The organism is Geodermatophilus sp. URMC 61, assembly GCF_052931555.1.
Genome location: NZ_JBRFHZ010000002.1, coordinates 4,365,866 through 4,386,801, shown reverse-complemented (window position 1 = coordinate 4,386,801; position 20,936 = coordinate 4,365,866). Strand labels below are relative to the sequence as shown.

Sequence of the window (20,936 nt, the reverse complement as noted above, 5' to 3'; positions counted from 1 at the left end):
GCTCGTCGTCCACGCTCGCGGGAGTCCTCTGCACACGGGTTCGCTCGCACGCTCGCTCACCCGATCGACCGTACCGTCGAGGTGTCTCAGCGGTAAGACATCGACGCAACGACGATTTAGCACTGAGGTACTTCCGCCCTGTCGTCCGGGCGTGTCACATTGGCGCCCCCTGGGTGCCGGCAACCGCTGTTCCGCGGCGCCGGCCAGGTCCAGGAGCAGGTCGAGGAGGCGGTCATGGCGTTCGGCTGGAAGCTCTACGGGGACGGGAAGACCCCGCCGCTGGGCGAGGCGGTGGCTCCGGACGAGCGACTGTCGTGGCCGCGGACGGTCGGCATCGGCGCGCAGCACGTCGTCGCGATGTTCGGCGCGACCTTCGTCTTCCCGATCGTCATGGGGCTCGACCCGAACCTGGCGATCATGATGAGCGGGATCGCGACGATCATCTTCCTGCTCATCGTCAACGGGAAGGTCCCCAGCTACCTGGGCACCAGCGCCTCGTTCGTCGGCGGCGTGGTGGCCGTCCGGGCCTCCGGCGGGGACTCCTCCGACGTCGTCGGCGCGATCCTGGTCTCCGGCGTGGTGCTGGCCCTCGTCGGTGTGCTCATCCACTTCGCCGGCGTCCGCTTCCTGCACGCGATCCTGCCGCCGGCGGTCACCGGCGCGGTGGTGCTGCTGATCGGCTTCAACCTGGCCCCGGTCGTGGCCGGCATCTACTGGCCGCAGGACCAGTGGGTGGCGCTGGCGACGATGGCGTTCGTCATCGTCGCCTCGCTGCTGCTGCGGGGATTCTGGGCCCGCATCTCCATCCTGCTCGGCCTGGTGTTCGGCTACCTGCTGTCGGTCCTGCTCGACGTGACCGCCGGCCAGATCACCTCGCCCGACGGCACCGGCGTGGTGTCCACCCGCGACCGGATCAACTTCGACTCGGTGGCGCAGGCCGACTGGTTCGGCCTGCCGGACTTCATCGCGCCGTCCTTCTCGCTCAACTTCAGCCTGCTCGTGCTGCCGGCGGTCATCGCGCTGATCGCGGAGAACACCGGGCACGTCAAGGCGGTCGCGGAGATGACCAAGCGCGACCTCGACCCCTACATGGGCCGGGCCATCGCGGCCGACGGCGTCGCCACCGTCGTCGCCACCTCGGTCGGCGGCTCCCCCACCACCACCTACGCGGAGAACATCGGCGTCATGGCCGCCACCCGCGTGTACTCCACCGCGGCCTACTACGTGGCCGCGGTCGTGGCGATCCTGCTGGGTCTGTGCCCGAAGTTCGGCGCGCTGATCAACATCGTCCCCGGCGGCGTGCTCGGCGGGATCACCGTCGTCCTCTACGGGATGATCGGCCTGCTGGGCGCCAAGATCTGGAAGGAGAACCGGGTCGACTTCGCCAACCCGATCAACCTGGTGCCGCTGGCCGCGGGCATCATCATCGCGATCGGCGACGTCCAGCTGGTGTTCTCCGAGTCCTTCTCCCTGGGCGGCATCGCCCTGGGCTCGATCGTGGCGGTCGTCGGCTGGCACGTCGCCCGCGCTCTCGCGCCGGCCGAGATGAAGGCCGCGCTCGAGGCCGAGCGGGAGTTCCTCGGCGGGACCGGTCCCGCGCTGGGACACACGGGGGCGCACGACTACGGCGCCGACCCGTCCTCGGTGGACGAGGTGGGCCGCCCGGGTGTGACCGGCTCGGCGACGCCCGGGGAGACCCGCCCCCGGTGAAGCCCGCCCCCTTCCGGTACGCCGACCCGCGCTCGGTCCCCGAGGCCCTCGAGGTCCTCGCCGCCGAGGAGGGCGCCAAGGTGCTGGCCGGCGGTCAGTCGCTGCTGCCACTGCTGTCGATGCGGCTGGCGGCGCCGGCGGTCCTGGTGGACCTCAACCGGGTGCCCGGCCTCGACACCGTCGAGGTCACCGGGGACGGCGTGCGGGTCGGGGCGCTCGTCCGGCACGCGGGGCTGCTGGCGCACGAGGGTGCCGCCCGGGTGCAGCCGCTGCTGGGCCGGGCGACGACGAACGTCGCCCACCCGGCCATCCGGAACCGTGGGACGACGGTCGGCTCGATCGCGCACGCCGACCCCTCCGGCGAGATGACGTCGGTGCTCGCGCTGACCGGTGGGTCGGTGACCGTGGCCGAGCCCTCCGGCGAGCGCGCCGTCGGCTGGCGCGACCTGTTCGTCGGCCCGCTGGAGACCTCGCTGCCCTCGGCCGCCGTCGTCACCTCGGCCTTCTTCCCGGCGCTGCCACCACGCTCGGGCACCGCCTTCGCCGAGGTGGCCCGCCGGAAGGGCGACTACGCGGTGTGCGGCGCGGGCGTCGTCGTCACCCTCGACGAGGACCGCCGCGTCGCCGCCGTCCGCGCCTCGTACGTCTCGGTGGGGCCGACGCCGGAGGTGCACGACCTCACCGACGCCGTCGCCGGCGCCCCGGTCGAGAAGGCCGACTGGGCCGCGGCCGGCGCGCTCGCCCGCACGCTGGTCGACCCGGACGGCGACCTGCACGCCAGCGCCGACTACCGCCGCCTGCTGGTGGGCGTGCTGACCGAGCGGACGCTGGTGTCCGCCGCCGAGGAAGCCGTGAGGAGAGCAGGTGACCGAGCTCGCGAGGTCACGCAGGGACAGGGCACCGTCGGGCACGGGGTCGACGAGCGCCGGCGAGGAGAGCAGGTGACCGAGCTCGCGAGGTCACGCAGGGACAGGGCACCGTCGGGCACGGGGTCGACGAGCGCCAGCGAGGAGAGCAGGTGACCGAGCTCGCGAGGTCACGCAGGGACAGGGCACCGTCGGGCACGGGGTCGACGAGCGCCAGCGAGGAGAGCACGTGACCGTCTCCGTCGACAGCGAACGCACCGTCCGGCTGACCGTGAACGGTGTTCCACGTGAAGCCACCGTGCCGGTGCGGCGACTGCTGTCGGACGCGCTGCGGCACGACCTCGGGCTGACCGGCACGCACGTCGGCTGTGAGCACGGCGTCTGCGGCGCCTGCACGGTGCTGGTGGACGGCACACCGGTGCGGTCCTGCCTGGTGCTGGCCGTGCAGGTGGACGGGACCGCCGTCACGACCGTCGAGGGACTCGCCCGCGACGACGGGCAGGGCGGGCAGCTGCTGCACCCGGTCCAGGAGGCGTTCCGTGAGTGCCACGCGCTGCAGTGCGGCTTCTGCACACCAGGCTTCCTGATGACGATCGCGGCCGGACTCGAGGCACGCGACGCGACCCGGGAGATCACCGAGGAGGAGGTCGACGACCTCGTCGGCGGCAACCTCTGCCGGTGCACCGGCTACGCGAACATCAAGAAAGCCGTGCGCCACGCGGCCGCGACGATGAGGGACGCCCAGTGATCGCCCCCGCCCGAGGCATAGGAACCAATGCATACGTCTCGGACCCCAGGACGTATGCATTGGTTCCTATGCCCAGGAGGGCCGCCGCGTGACCACCAAGCTGTTCGGCGAGCCGGTCCGGCGGCGCGAGGACGCCCGGCTCATCACCGGCAGGGGCCGCTACCTCGACGACATCGGCGCCGGCGCGCTGGCCGCCGCCTTCGTGCGCAGCCCGCACGCGCACGCCCGCATCACGGACGTCGACGTGGACGCCGCCCTGGACGTCGAGGGCCTGGTCGCCATCTACACCTACGAGGACCTCACCGGCCCGCTCGCCGAGCCGCTGCCGGTGCTCATCCCGCACCCGCAGCTGACCGCGCCGCGCACCGGCTACCCGCTGGCCAACGGCGAGGTGAACCACGTCGGCGAGCCGGTCGTGATGGTGGTGGCGACCGACCGGTACGTCGCCGAGGACGCCGCCGAGCGGATCGCCGTCACCTACGAGGAGCTGCCCGTCGTCGTCGGGGTGGACGCCGCCCGGGCCGCCCAGCACGCCGTCCACACGGAGATCCCGGACAACGTCGCGGCGCGGCACCACCAGGAGACCGGGGACGTCGAGCCGGCGCTGGCCGCGTCGCCGCACACGCTCTCGTTCACCCAGTACGTCGAGCGCAGCGCCTCCACGCCGCTCGAGGGCAAGGGGGTGCACGCGCGGTGGGACGCCGACGACCGCTCGCTGCGGGTGCACACCAGCACGCAGGCCTCGACGTCCGTGCGCGCCGCGATCGCCGCGAAGCTGCAGCTCTCCCTCGACGAGGTGGAGGTGATCGCACCGGACGTCGGCGGCGGGTTCGGCGTGAAGATCGTGCACCCGTGGCCGGAGGAGCTGCTGGTGCCGATGGCCGCGATCGCGCTCGGCCGCGAGGTGAAGTGGACCGAGGACCGCCGCGAGCACTTCATCTCCAGCGCCCACGAGCGGCAGCAGCGGCAGGAGATCAGCGTCGGGTTCGGCGACGACGGCCGGATCACCGCGCTCGACGTCCACATCTGGCACGACAACGGCGCGTACACGCCCTACGGGATCATCGTGCCGATCGTGACCGCGACCCAGCTGGTCGGCCCGTACGTGATCCCCGTGTACCGGGTGGTCGTGGAGAGCGTCTACACGAACACGGTCATCGTGACGCCGTACCGCGGCGCCGGGCGGCCGCAGGGCTGCTTCGCGATGGAGCGGACGATGGACCGCATCGCCGACGTCCTCGGCCTGGACCGGGCCGTCGTCCGCGAGCGCAACCTCATCCAGCCCTCGCAGTTCCCGTACGACCACCACCTGACGTTCCAGGACGGCCGGCCGGTCGTCTACGACTCCGGCGACTACCCGAGCCTGCTGGCCAAGCTCAAGGCGCTGGTCGGGTGGGACGGCGTCGACGCGCTGCGGGACGACGCCGAGGCGCGCGGCAAGCTGCTCGGCGTCGGGATGGCGCTGTACGTGGAGGGCACCGGCCCCGGTCCGTACGAGGGCGGGCACGTGCAGGTGCTCGGCAGCGGCAAGGTGCTGGTCTCGACCGGGCTGACGACGCAGGGCCAGGGGCACGAGACGTCGTTCGCGCAGATCGTCGCCTCCGAGCTCGGGGTGCCGATCGAGGACGTCGAGGTGACCACCGGCGACACCCGGCGCTTCCCGTACGCGGTCGGCACCTTCGCCTCGCGGGCCGCGGTGATGAGCGGCAACGCCATCGCCCTGGCCGCGCGCGGGGTACGGGAGAAGGCGCTGCGGATCGCCGCCGACGTCCTGGAAGCCGACCCCGGTGACCTGGAGATCGCCGACGGCGTCGTGCAGGTGAAGGGGACGCCCGGGGCCATGATCCCGCTGCGGACGGTCGCCGTGCTGTCGAACCCGCTGCGGTACGCGTTCGACGAGGCGGCCAAGCAGGCGACGCAGTTCGCGACGCACGACGACTCCAAGCCACCCGTGGCCAGCGGTGACGCGCCGGGGCTGGAGCACCGCGACTACTACTCGCCGATCCGGTCGACGTTCGCGTCCGGCGCGCACGCGGCGGTCGTGGAGATCGACCCGGCGACGTGGGAGATCGACGTCGTGAAGTACGCCGTCGTGCACGACTGCGGCAACGTGGTGAACCCGATGATCGTCGAGGGTCAGGTGCACGGCGGGGTCGCCCAGGGCGTCGGCGGGGCGCTGTACGAGCGGATGGCCTACGACGCCGACGGGCAGTTGCAGAACGCGTCGTTCATGGACTTCCTCCTGCCGTACGCCTCCGAGGTGCCCGACGTGGTCATCGACCACCAGCAGACGCCCTCGCCGCTGAACCCGCTGGGCATCAAGGGCGCCGGCGAGGCCGGGGTGATCCCGGGGTCGGCGGCGCTGGCGTCGGCGATCGAGGACGCGGTGGGACGGCGGATCACCGCCATGCCGATCTCCCCCAGCGAGCTGTACGACCTGGTGCGGGATCCGGAGACGGAGCGGACGGCGACCTCGGTCCGCAGGACGGGAGTGGGTGCGTGAACCTCGACGGCTCGGCGGTGCTGCAGGGGACGCCGGAGGATGTGTGGCGGGCGTTGACCGACCCCGCGGTGCTGGCGCGGACCATCCCCGGGTGCCTGGCGCTCGAGCGGGTCGGCGAGGACTCGTACCGGATGGACGTCTCGGTGGGCGTCGGGGCGGTGAAGGGGACGTACGCCGGTGAGGTGCACCTGACCGACCAGCAGCGGCCGACGTCGTACGTGATGCACGCGTCCGGGGCGGGCGCACCGGGGCAGGTGCGGGCGACGGTGACGATCGAGCTGGCGCCGGAGGGCGACTCCGCGACGGTGCTGACCTACTCGGCGGACGCGGTGGTGGGCGGTCCGGTGGCCGGGGTCGGCCAGCGGATGATCACCGGCGTCGCCAAGCGGATGGCCACGCAGTTCTTCACCGCGGTGGACGCCGAGTTGACCGGCGCGGGCGTTGCTCCGGTGGTCGCCGAGCCGCGCCCGACGGCGGCCGTGGTGAGCCAGACGGACGTCGAGGCTCCCGCTGCTCCCCAGCTGCAGGTCTTCACCGGCCGTGCCGGCGTTCCCGCGGGGACGTCCGACCTCCGCACGCTGGCTCTGGGGGCCGTCGGCGGCAGCCTGCTGACCCTGCTCGGAGTCGTCGTCGGCTACCGCTTGGGTCGGCGGGGCTAGGTGTAGTGACCGGAGACGTTGGTTGTGCGATCCCGCTTGCGATCAGCGGTGAGCGACTGACTGGGTGAGGAGGACCTCCTGGCGGAGGGTGGAGCTACCACGGCAACCGCCCACCGGCCCAGGAGGTCCTCGTGCTCCACGCTAATGCCGCTCTTACTCCGCGCCAGCGTCTGCGCCTGGCCCGGCTGGTGGTCGAGGACGGCTGGCCGGTGGCTTATGCCGCCCGGTTCTTCAGCGTCTCGTGGCCGACCGCTGAACGCTGGGCCCGCCGCTATCGGGCCGAGGGCAAGGCCGGCATGGCCGACCGCTCCAGCCGGCCGCACGCCAGCCCGGGCAAGACCAGCCCGCCGATCACCAAGCGGATCGTGTCGCTACGGCTGCGCAAACGCTGGGGCGCGGTCCGCCTGACCGCCGAGACCGGGGTGGCGCCTTCCACCGCCGGGGCGGTGCTGCGCCGCTGCCGGATCAGCCGGCTGTCCCGGCTCGAGCGCCGCGACCAGCCGCCGGTCCGCTACGAGCACCCCGCCCCCGGTGAGCTGCTGCACGCCGATGTGAAGAAGCTGGGCAACATCCCCGCCGGTGGTGGCTGGCGCTTCCTCGGCCACCAGCAGGGCAAGGCCAACCGCACCGCCGATGGCGGGCGAGCCCGCAGCCGCCATCGCAACCCGCTGATGGGACACGCCTTCGTCCACGTCGTGCTCGATGACTACAGCCGGGTGGCCTACGCCGAGATCTGCGACGACGAGACCGGCCCGACCGCCGCCGGCGTGCTGCGCCGGGCGAGCGCCTGGTTCGCCGCCCGCGGCGTGACCGCCCGCCGGGTGCTCACCGACAACGGCGGCTGCTACCGCGGCCGCGACTGGGCCGGCGCCTGCACCGCACTGGGCATCACGCCCAAGCGCACCCGGCCCTACCGGCCGCAGACCAACTGCGAGGGTGTCGGCGTGCTTCTCCGGGCGGCCTGACCCGTAGACCAACCGGCCGATCAGGTGCCTTGTTGCCGAACTGTCGACCGCCCGGAGAAGCACACCCGTCGCCAGCGCCGGGCGAGAGCGGGGTGACCTGATAGGAGCCTGGCCAGAGGTCCCGTCGCAGTTCTGTCCGCTGCCCTCACCCGGCGCTGCATCACCGCCGCCTCGAGGAGCAGCAGATAACACAGTCCACGGTCGCACCGGTCGACCAGAACGTCACCATCGGCGTCGACACCCACAGCGACATCCACGTCGCGGTCGCGCTGGATCAGCTGGGACGGCGGCTTGGCGTCACCACCGCACCGACCACGCCGGAGGGATACCGGGAGCTGGAGTCCTGGGCGCATCAGTTCGGTCGGATCGACGCCTTCGGCATCGAGGGCACCGGCAGCTGGGGCGCGGGACTGGTGCGCCAGCTGCGCGAGCACGGCCACCGCCTGATCGAGGTCAACCGGCCCGATCGCAGCGCCCGCCGCCGTCAGGGCAAGAGCGACCCGCTGGATGCGGAGGCGGCCGCTCGCGCCGTTCTCGCCGGCACCGCGACCGCCGACCCGAAGGCCGGGGAGGGCTCGGTGGAGATGGTCCGGTCGCTGCAGGTGGCTCGTCGCAGCGCCCAGAAGGCCCGCTCCCAGGCGGCCAATCAGCTCCGGGCTCTGCTGGTCACCGCGCCAGCCGAACTGCGCGAGCAGCTGCGTTCCACTCCGCTGCTGGAGCTCGTCCGCACGGCCAGCTGGTGGCGCACCGGCGCCAGCCCGGACACCCATCTGCTGGTGGCCAAGCACGCCATGCGCAGCCTCGCGCGGCGGCACCAGGATCTGACCGAGGAGATCCGAGACCTCGACGCGCACCTGACCCGGCTGGTCCGCCAGGCCGCGCCGCAGCTACTGGCCGTCAAGGGCCTCGGCCCGCTGACCTGTGCATCGCTGCTCGTGGCGATCGGCGACAACCCCGAACGGATGCGCACCGAGTCCGCCTTCGCTCACCTCTGCGGCGTGGCCCCGCTGCCGGCGTCATCCGGCAAGACCAGCCGCCACCGGCTCAACCGTGGCGGTGACCGACAGGCCAACTACGCCCTCTACATCCTCGCCGTGACCCGGATGGCCTGGGACCCGCGCACCCGTGCCTACGTGGCTAGACGGCACGCCGAGGGCAAGACCACCAAAGAGATCATCCGCTGCCTCAAGCGACACATCGCCCGAGAGATCTACCGCCTGCTCACCGCACCAGCCGCCCTACCGCGGGCGACTTGACGGCCATAGGAGCTTCGGCAAGGCCGAACGCTTCAACCGCACCATGACCAGCGAGTGGGCCTTCGCCCAGCTGTTCACCAGCGAGGCCGACCGCAGGGCCGCTTTTCCTGGTTGGCTACATGCCTACAACCACCATCGGCCCCACACCGGCATCGGCGGCCACCCGCCCATCAGCCGCTTGACCAACCTCCCCGGTCAATACAGCTAGGAGATCAGCCGCTCGCTCGCAGGGGTCCGGCGGCTGCGACGTCCAGCGGGATGCCGGTCTCGCGCTCGGAGACCTGCCACAGGACGTCGATCTGCTCCTGCAGGCGGAGCCGGCGCAGGACCGGCCGCCGCACGGCGGGACCGCGCGAGCCGTACCGCGGCGCGTACAGCTCCCCGCCACGGGCCCGCGGGTCGGTCGCCGCCCGCAGCTGCGGCCGGGCACCCTCGACCGGCGACATCCCCGACCGCGCGGTCAGCACCTCGAAGAACGCCCCCACCCGGCCGGCACCGCCCTCCCGCACCGCACGCGCCTGCAGGTCGGTGTCGGTCAGGCCCGGGTGCGCGAGCAGGCTGGCCGCCGCCACACCGGCCGCGGAGAACCGCCGCTGCAGCCCCAACCCGAAGTGCAGGTTGGCCATCTTCGACCGCGCGTAGGCCGACCACGCCCCGTAGCCCCGCTGCATGTGCAGGTCGGCCGGGTCCAGCCGGCGCGCCCGGTGCCGCGCCGTGCTCGTCACCGTCACCACCCGCGCCGCCGGTGCCCGCAGCAGGGCCGGCAGCAGGTGCGCGGTCAGCGCCCAGTGCCCCAGGTGGTTGACGCCCAACTGCACCTCGAACCCGTCGGCCGTCGTCCGCTGCGGCATCGCCATCACCCCGGCGTTGTTCACCAGGATGTCCACGCGCTCGTGCCGGTCCAGCACCGAACGCGCGGCGGCCGCCACCGAGGACAGGTCTCCCAGGTCCAGCGGCACCACCTCCAGGGACGCCGCTGGGGAGCTCACCCGGATCCGCTCCTCCGCGGCCGCGGTCTTCCCCGGGTCACGAGCGGCCATCACCACGTGCGCGCCCGCACCGGCCAGCGCCAGCGCCGTCTGCAGGCCCAGCCCACCGTTCGCGCCGGTCACCACCGCCGTCCGGCCGCTCAGGTCGGGGATGTCGCGCTCGGTCCAGGCCATGCAGGAGTCCTACCCGGACCGCGCCTCCGCCCGCATGGCGACGGCGGTGAGCAGCTCCCACCGGATGGCCGAGCTACCCGGCTGGACGGCGAGCCAGTAGAGGCCGAAGCGCCGCCGACTCGCGGGATCGGTGGCGACGACCCGCGTCTCGCAGCTCAGCCGCGTGCCGCCGAGCGCCGGCGTCAACCGGAACTCCATGCCCACCTTGACCCAGCCCGGCTCCGACCAGTTCCGGACCCCGGCCGCGTCCAGCTCCGGCGGTCGCTTCCCACCGGCCAGCCGCCAGGGCTGCAGCACGCCCCCGAACACCACGTGCGAGGGCGGGTCGGAGGCCAGCTCCGGGATCGGCACCACGTCGAGGAAGGTCCGGTCGAGCCCGCCGCGTCGGCGCCCCCGGCCCGCCAGCAGCACCGGCAGGGCGCGCACCGCGCTGAGCAGGAGGGACACCGGCATCGAGGAGAGCTTCAGCCGGTGCAGCTCCTCCCACACGACGGCCGGTGGGGCGTCGATCACGCGGGACTGCCGGGTCACGTGGTCGGCCTCGGGCACCACGTCGTCGAGGTCCATGCCGCACCTCCCCGGGCCTCAGCCGAGCGCGGCGTACACCGCCCGGACGTAGGCCTCGCTGCGGTCCGAGCCCAGGATGCCGGGCGCCATCCGGTTCATCAGGTAGCCGATGGTCAGCCGGCGGTCCAGGTCCATGACCACCATGGACCCGCCCCAGCCACCCCAGAAGAGGGTCCGCCCCTCGGGCACGTACGGGATCAGCGGCGAGCCCAGGCAGTAGCCGATCCCGAAGCGGAACGGCGCCTCCAGCACCAGGTCCACGCCGTCGGACTGCTGGTCGAAGACCAGGTCGATCGTCTCCCGAGACAGCAGGCCCTGCCCGCCGAGCGACAGCACCCGCATGACCTGCACGAGGCCGCGGGCGTTGGTGTGCCCGTTGAGCGCGCCCAGGTCCGCCCGCCGCCACTCCGGGGAGTTCGCCGCCTTCGCCGAGGCGACCGGTGCGGTGTAGGTCTTGACCATCACCGACTCCGGGTCCATCTCCCGCGGGTCGTCGGCCGGGCGCGGCGGGGGGACGACCGGCGCGATGCGGTCCCAGTCCGACTCCCGCGCGCCGATCTGGAAGTCCGCGCCCAGCGGCCCGGCGATCTCGTCGGCCACGAACCGCTTGAACGACGTGTTCCGGATCCGCCGGACCACCTCACCGACGAGGTGCCCCTGGTTGTTCGCGTGGTAGCCCGACGCCGTCCCCGGCTCCCACCACGGCGCCTGCGCGGCCAACCGCTCCGTCGCCGACTGCCAGTCGTACATGTCCCGGATCGAGAACGGCCGCTCCCAGCCGGAGACCCCTGACGTGTGCGACAGGAGGTGGCGCACCTCGACGTCCTTCTTGCCCTTGGCCGCGAACTCCGGCCAGTAGTCGGCGACCGGCGCGTACACGTCGAGCTCGCCGCGCTCGACCAGCAGCAGCGCGGCGAGCGCCAGGACGGTCTTCGTCGTCGACCAGCCGTTGACGATCGTGTCCTCGGTCCACGGCGTCGTCCGTGCCTCGTCGCGGTGGCCGCCCCACAGGTCGACCACGGTCTCCCCGTCGAGGTCGACGGCGATCGACGCGCCCAGCTCCTCGCCGTCGAGACCGCGCTCTAACGCCTCGCGCACCCCGGAGAAGCGGTCGTCGCAGCTGCCGTGCACCTCGGCCATGGAGCCTCCTCGTCGTGGCGCGACACCGGTGTCACGCCACGACGATCAGACCACGGCCCGCTCAGGGCGCGGCGGATCCGGCCGCTGCCACGAGCGCGACCGCCTGGTCGACGACGGCCCTGCGGTCGGCCTCGAACTCCGGACTGGTCAGGACCGCGGGGTCCTCCGGGTACACGAGCGCCGAGATGTGCAGGTGGCCGCCGGGGACGTCCCACGCCTGCATGCCGATCCGCAGCCGGTTGGAGCGGTACATGCTCTCGTTGGAGAGGTAGTTCCCGCCCGGTCCGGACGCCGCCCGGGAGCCCTCGGACGGGTCGTCCTGGCAGCGCACCGCCGACGGGGCCGGGAAGGTCCCTGCCGGCCACTCGCAGACCCCGTCGTTGAGCACGACCGGCCAGGGCCCGGTGCCGGCGGCGATCATCGCCTCGTAGGGCAGGGTCGTCTCGATCCACTCCGGGGAGTCGAACGGCTGCGGCCAGTGCGACGGCCGGGAGATGGGCCCGAAGAGCATGTTGCGGTTGTTGTCGGGCGAGCCACCGCGCGCGTTGGCGGCCCACTGCTCGATGTCCATCCGCCCGCGCGCCGTCTGGCTGATGGTCATGATCAGGTCGGCGCGGTCCTCGCCGGTGCCGAGGACCTGGCCGAACGCGTCCTCGACGATGCCCTCGTCGAAGTCGGTCCAGTTGACCGGGAGCACGACCGCCTGGACGACGACCGGGCCGGCGTCGGTCTGGAGCGTCCGGCCGTCCAGCTGCAGGGCCGTGGCTCCGGAGGGGTTGGAGTTCCGCAGGCTCTGGTCGAGGCTGTAGGTGTCGAAGCCGCTGATCATCACGCGCGTGGCATCGGCGGGCGCCTCGGGCCAGTCGATGGTCGTGAGCCCCCGGGACGCGTGGTCGAGCAGGTGCACGAGGGCGTTGCGCTGGACGCGGCTCACCTCGACGGGCGCCTCCCACTGGCGCACCGCACGCGTCATGTGCAGCCGGGCCCAGTACAGCGGCCGGTCGTCGTACCGGTCGATCGTGCCGATGTCCCGCTCGCCCTGGGCACGCGCCAGCGCCAGTCCCCACAGTGCCTCGCCGGAGCGCACGACGAGCTCCTCTGCGGCGGCCAGGTCCGCCGCCGCGCACAGGTCCGTGGCGAACTGCGCCACCGCCTCCTCGAAGCCGGCGGCCCGGAGGAACTGGGCCGCGGCCGACTCGCCACCCTCGACCAGGGGTTGGCCGATGCGCTGCTCCTCCACCGTGAGCACCGCGTCCTCGGCGTAGCAGTCCGGGGCGGCCGCACCCTCGGCGGCCCTGGAGTCGGTCGACGACACCGCCCACAGCGCCGAGGAGGACAACGCCACGGCGGCGGCGACGGCGACCCGTGTGGCGAGCTGGGGGAGTGACCTGGACTGCGGCATCCCGACCTCCGGGGGTCGACGAGCGAGTGGCGACCCTCCGCACTGTCCTCCCGCATCGCCTGCCCCGACACCCGGCGCGGGCGGGGGCGACGACGACACGCCGAGGGCCCTCTCGACCGGGATCGAGAGGGCCCTCGGCGGGTGTCGGTCGCCCGACAGCGGCCGTCAGCCGGCGCGCAGCGCCTCGAGGGTCGGGTAGTCGGTGTAGCCCTCGGCACCGGGCGCGTAGAAGAGGTGCGCCCTCGGCTCGTTCTCCGGGTGCTCGCCCTTCCAGCGCTCGACCAGGTCGGGGTTGGCGATGACCGGCCGCCCCACGGCCACGGCGTCGGCGTGCGCGGCCTCGATCAGGCGCACCGCCTCCTGGCGCGTGGTGACCGTGCCGAAGCCGCTGTTGGCGACCAGGGGCCCGCCGAAGCGCTCGCGCAGCTCCTGCACCAGGTCCCCGGCCGGCTCGCTGTGCAGCACCGACAGGTAGGCCAGGCCGAGCGGGCCCAGCTGGTCGATCAGCGCGCCGTAGGTGGCGCGGACGTCGTCGCGGTCGGTCTCGTAGGCGTCCTGGATGTTGTGCTCGGGCGAGATCCGCAGGCCGACCTTGCCGGCGCCGACCGCCGCGGCCACCGCCGTCACCACCTGGACGACGAAGCGGGCCCGGTTCTCCGGGGAGCCGCCGTACTCGTCGGTGCGCTGGTTGGACACCGGCGAGAGGAACTCGTGCAGCAGGTAGCCGTTGGCGCCGTGGATCTCCACGCCGTCCAGGCCGGCCTCGATGGCCCGCTTGGCGGCGGAGACGAAGTCCTGCAGGGTCTGCCGCGCCTCCTCGACGGTCAGCGCGTGCGGCACCGGATAGGGCTGCTTGCCCTTCTCGGTGTGACCCTCGCCGTCGATCGCGATCGCGCTCGGGGCCACGACGCGGCGGCCGCCGTTGACGTCGGGGTGGGTCACCCGGCCACCGTGCATCACCTGCATGACGATCTTGCCGCCCCGGGCGTGCACGGCCTCGGCCACGCGGCGCCAGCCCTCGACCTGCTCGTCGGTGACGATGCCCGGCTGGCCGACGAACGCCTGGCCCTCGTGGTTCGGGTAGGTGCCCTCGGTGATGATCAGCCCGATGCCGGCGCGCTGCCGGTAGTGCTCGACGACGAGGTCCCCGGGGACGCCGGAGGCGCCGGAGCGCATGCGGGTGAGCGGAGCCATGACGACGCGGTTGGCGAGCTCGATGTCGCCCAGGGTCACAGGAGAGAACAGGTCCACGGGTAGTTCCATCGCCGCGGCGGGGTCGGCCATTCCAGCACGCGACCGTCACGCTGCTCACAGTGACGCGCGGGCCCTCGGCCGACCGACAGTGGCCAATGCCGGGGTTCCTCGCGCATCGACGGGCCTGCTGCACCGGCAGCGCACGAGGAACGCCGGCAGTACCGCCGCCGGACCGTAATCAGGCGGCCGGGGAGCTCTCCCTCGTGACCAGGATGGCCAGCTCGGTCCGCGAGCGGACGCCGAGGCGGCGCATCGACGTCGTCAGGTGGCTCTTCACCGTCGCCAGGCTGAGGAACAGCCGCCTGGCGATCTCCTCGTTGCTCAGCCCCTGGGCCACCAGCTCGGCGACCTCGCGCTGCCGGTCGGTCAGCCGGTCGAGGGGCCGCAGTGCGCGAGCCGACCGCGGCTGCAGCCCGGTCGTCAGGTGGCGCACGAGGTGGTGGGTCGCCGCAGGGTCGAGTGCGGCCTCGTCGCGGGCCAGCGCCCGCACGCCGTCGACGAGCCGCTGCGCTGCCGAACGCCGGGGCAGGTACCCGCGGACGCCGGCCTGCAGGATCTCGACCAGCTCGTGCTCGGAGTCGGTCTCCGGCTCGGCGAGCACGAGGACGGCGGTGTTCCGCCGGCACAGGGTGCGCAGCAGCGGGAGGGCGTCGCCGGCGACCAGGCCCTGCCGGACGACGACCACCACGGTGCCCTCGCCCTCGGCCGCCTCGAGGGCCTCGGGGAGGTGGGCGGTCTCGGCGACGACCGCCATGTCCGGTTCGGCCTCCAGGACCACCCGCAGCCCGGTGCGGAACACCTCGCAGTCCTCGCAGAGCAGCACGCACACCAGGCTCGTCGGCGGCCGGACGGCGTGCGGCCGGACGGGCACGGGCCCGGTGTGCCGAGGCACGGGCACGGGGCCCGCGGCGCACGGTCGTGGGTCTTCGGCCGGGACTGATCCTGCAGCAACCACGGATTGGTCCATGTCGTTCCCCCTGGGTCCGAGCCGCCGAGGCCTCGCCTCACAGCCGGCAGTTCCGACACGCGCCCGTCTCCTCCGGACTGGAGTGACTCTAACCTCGTAGTGCCAGGTTGTGTTGAGTTGACTCACAGAGTTTTCCCAGGAAGCCTCGCCAGGCTGTCCCCACTCCGCTCAGCAACCGGCGGACGACCCCTCACCCCCGAGGCCGGGGCGAGTGCTCCGGTGCACGTGGATGGCCAACTGGGTGCGGTCCCGCAGTCCCAGCCGGCGCAGCGCCACCGTGATGTGGCCCTTCACGGTGGCCCGGCTCAGCTGCAGGCGCTCGGCGATCTCGGCGTTGGTCAGGCCCTGGGCCACCAGCTCGGCGACCGCCTGCTGCCGGGCGGTCAGCGGGCTGCGGCCCCAGGGCTGCCCGTCGTCCCCCGACCGCGCCGCGGCGTCCAGGCGGTGCAGCAGCTCCCCGGTGACGCTGGCGTCGAGGACGGTCTCCCCACGGGCCACCGCGCGCACGCACTCGATCAGCCGCTGCGAGCTGACGGCCGCGTGCACGTACCCGCGGGCCCCGGCCCGCAGGACCTCGAGGAGGTTGCTGGCAGCGCCGACCTCACCGAGCAGCAGGACCCGGGTGCCCGTCCCGGTCATCTCGCGCACCAGGTCCGGGAGGACCGGCCCGTGCCCGTCGACGCCCATCAGGATGACGTCGGGGCGGGCCGTGGCGACCAGCGGCAGTGCCTCGCCGACGCAGGCCGCCTCCGCCACGACGCACAGGCCGGGGATGCGGCGGAGCACCGCCCGCAGGCCGTGCCGGAGGACCTCGTGGTCGTCGCAGATCAACACCCGGACCGGCGGGTCGGCGCCGGACACACCGGGGGCGGACACAGCATCATGCGGTTCGGCCATGCGGGTCAGCTCCGCTCCTGTCCGGGCCCGGGGGGTGACCGTCAGGTCGGTTCCGGAAGTTAGGCCGCCATGGTCCACGTCGCCACAGTGGCGTGCGAGCCGATCACGAACCGTCGGCGAGTTCATACCCGAGTAGCGGCCTCCGCTCCTCCAGGCTGGGGTCTTACGTCCTCGGGGTGATCGGGCGTCGTCCTCCCGGATGGGTCGCCCCGCCGTCCGGACGGTGTTGCTACCTCCTCGGGCAGGGGCGGTGGCGTGCGTCCTCCCTCCTCGGGGCGCGCCCCTGAACTGCACCTGTGGCCGATGTGCCGGACCCCGCCCGCTCCCTAGCGTCGTCGCATCCCCGAGCCCCTCCCCGGGCCGCAGCGACGCTGGGAGACCCCCGTGCACCAGACCATGATCATCGCGAGGATGGCGCCGGCCGACGCCGACAAGGTGGCCGAGATCTTCGGTCGCTCCGACGCCACCTCGATGCCGCACGAGATCGGTGTGCGGAACCGGTCCCTGTACCAGTTCCACGACCTCTACGTGCACCTCATCGACTTCGACCGGCCGGCATCGGAGGCGATGCGCGTCGCCCAGTCGCTGCCGGCCTTCCGCTCCGTGAGCGAGGACCTCCGGCCGTTCATCCAGGCCTACGACCCCGGATGGCGCTCACCGCAGGACGCGATGGCCCGGCGCTTCTACCACTGGTCGTCCTCCGAGTGAGACCGCTCCGGGCGACTGGGAGACCGTCATGACACGTTCCGCGCCGACTGCCGCCGCGTCCGTCGCGGCGCCCGAGCAGGTGGGGTGGGTCAGCTGCCCCGACTGCGGGTGGCTGCTCTACCGCAAGCGCCTCGACCGCAACCTGCACGTCTGCCCGGAGTGCGACCACCACCTCCGGCTCAGCGCGCGGGCACGGATCGTCCTGCTCACCGACCCGGGCAGCTTCACCGAGACGGCGTTCCCGCCCGGCACGCCCGACCCGCTCTCCTTCACCGACCTGCGCGACTACCCCGACCGGCTGGCCGACGCCGCGCGCCGCTCCGGCGAGTCGGAGGCCGTCGTGGTCGGCGTCGCCCGCATCGGCGGTGTCGAGACGGTCGTCGCGGTCATGGACTTCGCCTTCCTCGGCGGCAGCATGGGCGTCGAGGTCGGCCGGCGGGTCAGCGGCGCCGCCGAGCTGGCCCTCCAGCGCGGCCTGCCCCTGGTCACCGTCTGCGCCAGCGGCGGCGCCCGGATGCAGGAGGGCGTCTTCTCGCTCTTCCAGATGGCCCGCGTCAGCGAGGCGTTCGGCCGGCTCCGCGAGTCCGGGCTGCTCTCCGTGTGCGTGCTGACCGACCCCACCTACGGCGGGGTGTCGGCCTCCTTCGCCACCCTCGCCTCGGTCCTGGTCGGCGAGCGCGGCGCGCACGTCGGCTTCGCCGGGCCGCGCGTGGTCCAGGAGACGATCCGCGCCGAGCTGCCCGCCGACTTCCAGACCGCCGAGTTCCTCCTCGCGCACGGCCTGGTCGACCGGGTGGAGAACCGGGCCGACCTGCGGCCGCTGCTCGCCCGCCTGCTGGGCCTGCACGGGCCCGGCGGCCCGCCCGGGGAGGCGGCGGACGACGCCGGGGACGACGGCAGCCCGATCGACGTCGCGGTGGACGACGACCCCTGGGACGTCGTCCAGCGGGCGCGGGTCGTCGAGCGGCCCACCACCCTGGACTACCTGCACACCGCGTTCGACGACTTCGTCGAGCTGCACGGCGACCGGGCCTTCGCCGACGACCCCGCCGTGGTCGGCGGGATCGCCTCGATCGGCGGCCGCACGGTCGTCGTCATCGGCCAGGAGAAGGGCCACACGGTCCGCCAGCGGGTCGCCCGCAACTTCGGGATGCCCCACCCGGAGGGCTACCGCAAGGCGCAGCGGCTGCTCGACCACGCCGAGGTCTTCGGGCTCCCGGTCGTCACCCTCGTCGACACGCCCGGTGCGCACCCCGGGCCGGAGGCCGAGGAGCGCGGGCAGTCGCACGCGATCGCCGAGATCATCATGCGCAGCAGCCGGCTCCGGGTCCCCGTCGTGTCGGTGGTCACCGGGGAGGGCGGCAGCGGCGGCGCGCTCGCGCTGTGCACCTCCGACCGGCTGCTGGTCCTGCAGAACGCCTACCTGTCGGTGATCAGCCCCGAGGGGTGCGCCGCCATCCTCTGGCGGACGGCGGTGGCCGCACCGACCGCCGCCCGCGCCATGCGCCTGGGCGCCGCCCACCTGCGGGCGTCCGGGATCGCCACCTCGGTGGTGCCCGAGCCCCCCGGTGGCGCCCACACCGACCCCGCCGCCGCGGCCCGCCTGCTGCGCCGCGCGCTCGTCCGCGAGCTGGACGACGTCTGCCGCCTCGACGTGGCGACGCTGCTGGACACCCGCTCCCGGCGGCTCGAACGCATCGGTGGGGACGACCGCACCCTGCAGCCGGTGGAGGGATGACCGTGTCAGCGAGCGAGTTCCCCCCGCGGACGATCGCGGCGACGCCCGCGGCCGGGGCGGACGACGAGACCCCGGACCTGCGCGACGAGATCGTGGCGCTGGCCCGCAGCCTGCCCGGCGAGCTGCGCCGGCTCACCGTCCGCGACGGCGACCGCGCCATCGAGGTCGAGTGGGCCGCCGAGCCCCGGTCGGCCGTGCCCCTCGCACCCCCGACCCCGGCGCCGGCGACCCCCGGCGGCCGCGACGTCCAGCCGGCCGCTCCCCCCGACCCGGCCTCGGACGCGCCGGAGGTGGCGGCGACCGTCCGCTCGCCGCTCGTCGGCACCTTCTACGCGGCGCCCTCGCCGGGTGCCGATCCGTTCGTCCGGGTCGGCGACGAGGTCGAGCCGGGTCAGACCGTCGGGATCGTCGAGGCGATGAAGCTGATGAACCCGATCGTCGCCGACGAGGCGGGCGTGGTCGCCGAGGTCCTGGTGGGCGACGCCGAGTCGGTCGAGTACGACCAGGTGATCATGCGGCTGCGGCCTCCGGGACGGTCCCGGTGATCGGCCGCATGCTCATCGCCAACCGCGGCGAGATCGCCGTCCGGGTCGCCCGGGCCTGCCGCGAGCTGGGCATCGAGGTCGTCGCCGTCTACTCGACCTCCGACCGCAACTCCGCCGTCGTGGACCTGGCCGACGAGGCCGTGCACATCGGGCCGGCCGCGGCCCGGCGCAGCTACCTCCACGTGGCCAACATCGTGGAGGCGGCCCTGCGCACCGGCGCCGACGCCATCCACCCCGGCTACGGCTTCCTCTCCGAGGACCCGGACTTCGCCGAGATCTGCGCCGCGGAGGGGCTGACCTTCGTCGGCCCGCCCCCCGCGGTCATGCAGCAGATGGGCAACAAGGCCACCGCCCGCCGGCTCATGGCCGAGGCCGGCCTGCCGCTGCTCCCGGGCGTCGTGGAGCCCGTCGGCAGCGTCGACGAGGCGCGGGAGGTCGCCGCGCGGATCGGCTACCCGCTGATCATCAAGGCGGCCGCGGGTGGTGGCGGCCGGGGCATGACCGTCGTCCGCGAGGCCGACGACCTGGCCGACGCCTTCACCGCCACCCGGGCCACCGCCCGCGCGGTGTTCCGCGACCCCGCCGTCTACCTCGAGCGCCACCTGGCCCGCGCGCGGCACGTGGAGGTGCAGATCCTCTGCGACACCCACGGCAACGGCGTCTCCCTCGGCGAGCGGGACTGCTCGCTGCAGCGGCGCCACCAGAAGCTGCTCGAGGAGGGGCCGGCCGGCCACCTCACCCCCGAGCAGCGCGCCGAGCTCGGGCGGCTGGCGGTGCACGGCGCCCTCTCGGTCGGCTACACCGGCGCCGGGACCATGGAGTTCCTCGTCGACGGGTCCGGGTCGGCGTACTTCATGGAGATGAACGCCCGCATCCAGGTCGAGCACCCGGTCACCGAGCTGCTCACCGGCGTGGACCTGGTCCGCGAGCAGATCCTCGTCTCGGCCGGCCGGCGGCTGCAGCTGCGCCAGTCCGACGTCGTGACCCGGGGTGCGGCCATCGAGTGCCGGATCAACGCCGAGGACCCGGCCCGTGGCTTCGCCCCCGCACCCGGCCGGCTCGACGTCCTGCAGGTGCCCGACGGGCCGTGGACCCGGTTCGACACCGGCTACCGGCAGGGCGACGTGGTGAGCCCGGACTACGACTCGCTGCTGGGCAAGCTCGTCGTCTGGGCCCCCGACCGGGAGCAGGCGATCCGCCGGATGGACCGCGCCCTGGCCGAGCTGCGGGTCGAGGGCCCCGGCGTGCACACCACCGTCGCCCTGCACCGGGCCCTGCTGCGCGACCCCGACGTCACCGCCGACCGCCACGACGTGCAGTTCCTCGACCGGCAGCTGCCCGAGGTGCTCGCCCGGGCTGCGGCCATCGCCGACGCACCGACACCCGGGCTCCCCGCCTCCCGCGGCGCCCTGTCCCTCGTCCAGACCCCGGCCGCAGACGCGCGGCCGGATCCCGCCACCCCACCGGAAGGACCGACACCGTGCCCGACACGACCTTCACTCTCAGCGACCTCATGACCCTGCTCACCGAGAAGGCCGGGCTGCCCCCGACGTCGCACACGACCGACCCGGACGCCCGCTTCGCCGACATCGGCCTGGACTCGCTGGCCTTCCTGTCCATGCAGACCGAGCTCCAGGACCGCTACGGCACCGAGATGCCCGACGACAGCCCGGACCACTACACGCTCGGCGAGATCGTCGAGCGCGTCGACGCCGCCCAGCGCTCGGCCGGGATGGCCTGAAGAAGGACCCCGCTGCCCCCGCCACTCGCAGGCTCGCGGCGGGCCCCTGCAGCGGGGCCGTAGGGCCTGGCACCGCCGTTCCACCCCGTCGACATCCCCAGGAGGGA

Annotated in this window: 18 protein-coding genes and 2 pseudogenes; 13 read left to right on the top strand and 7 right to left on the bottom strand. The window is 73.5% G+C overall.

Going from position 1 to position 20,936, the window contains the following annotated elements; genetic code table 11:
- The first annotated feature begins 234 nt into the window (after window positions 1-234).
- The 8 genes and pseudogenes from ACU610_RS20520 to ACU610_RS20485 all read left to right on the top strand — a co-directional run.
- Window positions 235-1,710: a uracil-xanthine permease family protein gene (locus ACU610_RS20520; RefSeq protein WP_446769542.1), complete on the top strand. Its 1,476-nt coding sequence runs from the start codon at window positions 235-237 to the stop codon at window positions 1,708-1,710.
- A complete protein-coding gene (locus ACU610_RS20515) occupies window positions 1,707-2,732 on the top strand; it encodes an FAD binding domain-containing protein (protein ID WP_446769541.1) in 1,026 nt (341 codons plus the stop codon). The genes ACU610_RS20520 and ACU610_RS20515 overlap by 4 nt, the downstream gene beginning before the upstream one ends.
- Before the next feature lie 73 nt (window positions 2,733-2,805).
- Window positions 2,806-3,324: a (2Fe-2S)-binding protein gene (locus ACU610_RS20510; protein ID WP_446769540.1), complete on the top strand. Its 519-nt coding sequence runs from the start codon at window positions 2,806-2,808 to the stop codon at window positions 3,322-3,324.
- An 88-nt stretch (window positions 3,325-3,412) separates the two neighbouring features.
- On the top strand, window positions 3,413-5,827 hold the full coding sequence (cutA, locus tag ACU610_RS20505) for an aerobic carbon-monoxide dehydrogenase large subunit (RefSeq protein WP_446769539.1): 2,415 nt from the start codon (window positions 3,413-3,415) through the stop codon (window positions 5,825-5,827).
- Window positions 5,824-6,486 carry a CoxG family protein gene (locus tag ACU610_RS20500; protein ID WP_446769538.1) on the top strand — a complete coding sequence of 221 codons (663 nt, stop codon included), beginning with the start codon at window positions 5,824-5,826 and terminating at the stop codon, window positions 6,484-6,486. Before cutA ends, ACU610_RS20500 begins: the two co-directional genes overlap by 4 nt.
- Before the next feature lie 131 nt (window positions 6,487-6,617).
- Window positions 6,618-7,415 (top strand): annotated as a pseudogene (locus ACU610_RS20495) (IS481 family transposase); the annotation flags it as partial.
- A gap of 191 nt (window positions 7,416-7,606) precedes the next feature.
- Complete coding sequence (locus ACU610_RS20490) at window positions 7,607-8,707, top strand: IS110 family transposase (RefSeq protein WP_446770736.1); 1,101 nt, start codon at window positions 7,607-7,609, stop codon at window positions 8,705-8,707.
- A pseudogene (locus ACU610_RS20485) lies at window positions 8,688-8,915 on the top strand (integrase core domain-containing protein); the annotation flags it as partial. The gene ACU610_RS20490 and the pseudogene ACU610_RS20485, both read left to right, overlap by 20 nt.
- A 4-nt stretch (window positions 8,916-8,919) precedes the next feature.
- On the opposite strand, the gene ACU610_RS20480 reads toward ACU610_RS20485, so the two are convergent.
- From ACU610_RS20480 to ACU610_RS20450, 7 genes are all read right to left on the bottom strand, one after another.
- Window positions 8,920-9,870, bottom strand: a complete 951-nt coding sequence (locus ACU610_RS20480; RefSeq protein WP_446769537.1) for an oxidoreductase — start codon at window positions 9,868-9,870, stop codon at window positions 8,920-8,922.
- 9 nt (window positions 9,871-9,879) lie between these two features.
- Window positions 9,880-10,437: a hypothetical protein gene (locus tag ACU610_RS20475; protein WP_446769536.1), complete on the bottom strand. Its 558-nt coding sequence runs from the start codon at window positions 10,435-10,437 to the stop codon at window positions 9,880-9,882.
- An 18-nt stretch (window positions 10,438-10,455) separates the two neighbouring features.
- Window positions 10,456-11,577 (bottom strand): serine hydrolase domain-containing protein, encoded by a 1,122-nt coding sequence (locus ACU610_RS20470; RefSeq protein WP_446769535.1) that lies wholly within the window; start codon window positions 11,575-11,577, stop codon window positions 10,456-10,458.
- 61 nt (window positions 11,578-11,638) lie between these two features.
- A complete protein-coding gene (locus ACU610_RS20465; RefSeq protein ID WP_446769534.1) occupies window positions 11,639-12,979 on the bottom strand; it encodes a hypothetical protein in 1,341 nt (446 codons plus the stop codon).
- Window positions 12,980-13,144: 165 nt separating this feature from the next.
- A complete protein-coding gene (locus ACU610_RS20460) occupies window positions 13,145-14,263 on the bottom strand; it encodes an alkene reductase (protein WP_446769533.1) in 1,119 nt (372 codons plus the stop codon).
- A 148-nt stretch (window positions 14,264-14,411) separates the two neighbouring features.
- Window positions 14,412-15,104, bottom strand: coding sequence for a LuxR C-terminal-related transcriptional regulator (locus tag ACU610_RS20455; protein WP_446769532.1), 693 nt, complete (start codon window positions 15,102-15,104; stop codon window positions 14,412-14,414).
- A 264-nt stretch (window positions 15,105-15,368) separates the two neighbouring features.
- Entirely contained in the window at window positions 15,369-16,097 is a 729-nt protein-coding gene (locus ACU610_RS20450; RefSeq protein WP_446769531.1) for a LuxR C-terminal-related transcriptional regulator, read from the bottom strand.
- A 384-nt stretch (window positions 16,098-16,481) separates the two neighbouring features.
- On the opposite strand from ACU610_RS20450, the gene ACU610_RS20445 reads away from it, so the two are divergent.
- The 5 genes from ACU610_RS20445 to ACU610_RS20425 are packed head-to-tail and all read left to right on the top strand — an operon-like array spanning window position 16,482 to window position 20,829.
- Window positions 16,482-16,805 (top strand): TcmI family type II polyketide cyclase, encoded by a 324-nt coding sequence (locus ACU610_RS20445; protein ID WP_446769530.1) that lies wholly within the window; start codon window positions 16,482-16,484, stop codon window positions 16,803-16,805.
- Between the two features lie 28 nt (window positions 16,806-16,833).
- The gene (accA, locus tag ACU610_RS20440) at window positions 16,834-18,543 is read left to right on the top strand and encodes an acetyl-CoA carboxylase carboxyl transferase subunit alpha (RefSeq protein ID WP_446769529.1); all 1,710 of its coding nucleotides are present in this window, start codon (window positions 16,834-16,836) and stop codon (window positions 18,541-18,543) included.
- Window positions 18,540-19,088 (top strand): acetyl-CoA carboxylase biotin carboxyl carrier protein, encoded by a 549-nt coding sequence (gene accB, locus ACU610_RS20435; protein WP_446769528.1) that lies wholly within the window; start codon window positions 18,540-18,542, stop codon window positions 19,086-19,088. Before accA ends, accB begins: the two co-directional genes overlap by 4 nt.
- Window positions 19,085-20,605, top strand: coding sequence for an acetyl-CoA carboxylase biotin carboxylase subunit (locus ACU610_RS20430; RefSeq protein WP_446769527.1), 1,521 nt, complete (start codon window positions 19,085-19,087; stop codon window positions 20,603-20,605). The genes accB and ACU610_RS20430 overlap by 4 nt, the downstream gene beginning before the upstream one ends.
- A complete protein-coding gene (locus tag ACU610_RS20425) occupies window positions 20,569-20,829 on the top strand; it encodes an acyl carrier protein (RefSeq protein ID WP_446769526.1) in 261 nt (86 codons plus the stop codon). The genes ACU610_RS20430 and ACU610_RS20425 overlap by 37 nt, the downstream gene beginning before the upstream one ends.
- Window positions 20,830-20,936 lie beyond the last annotated feature (107 nt).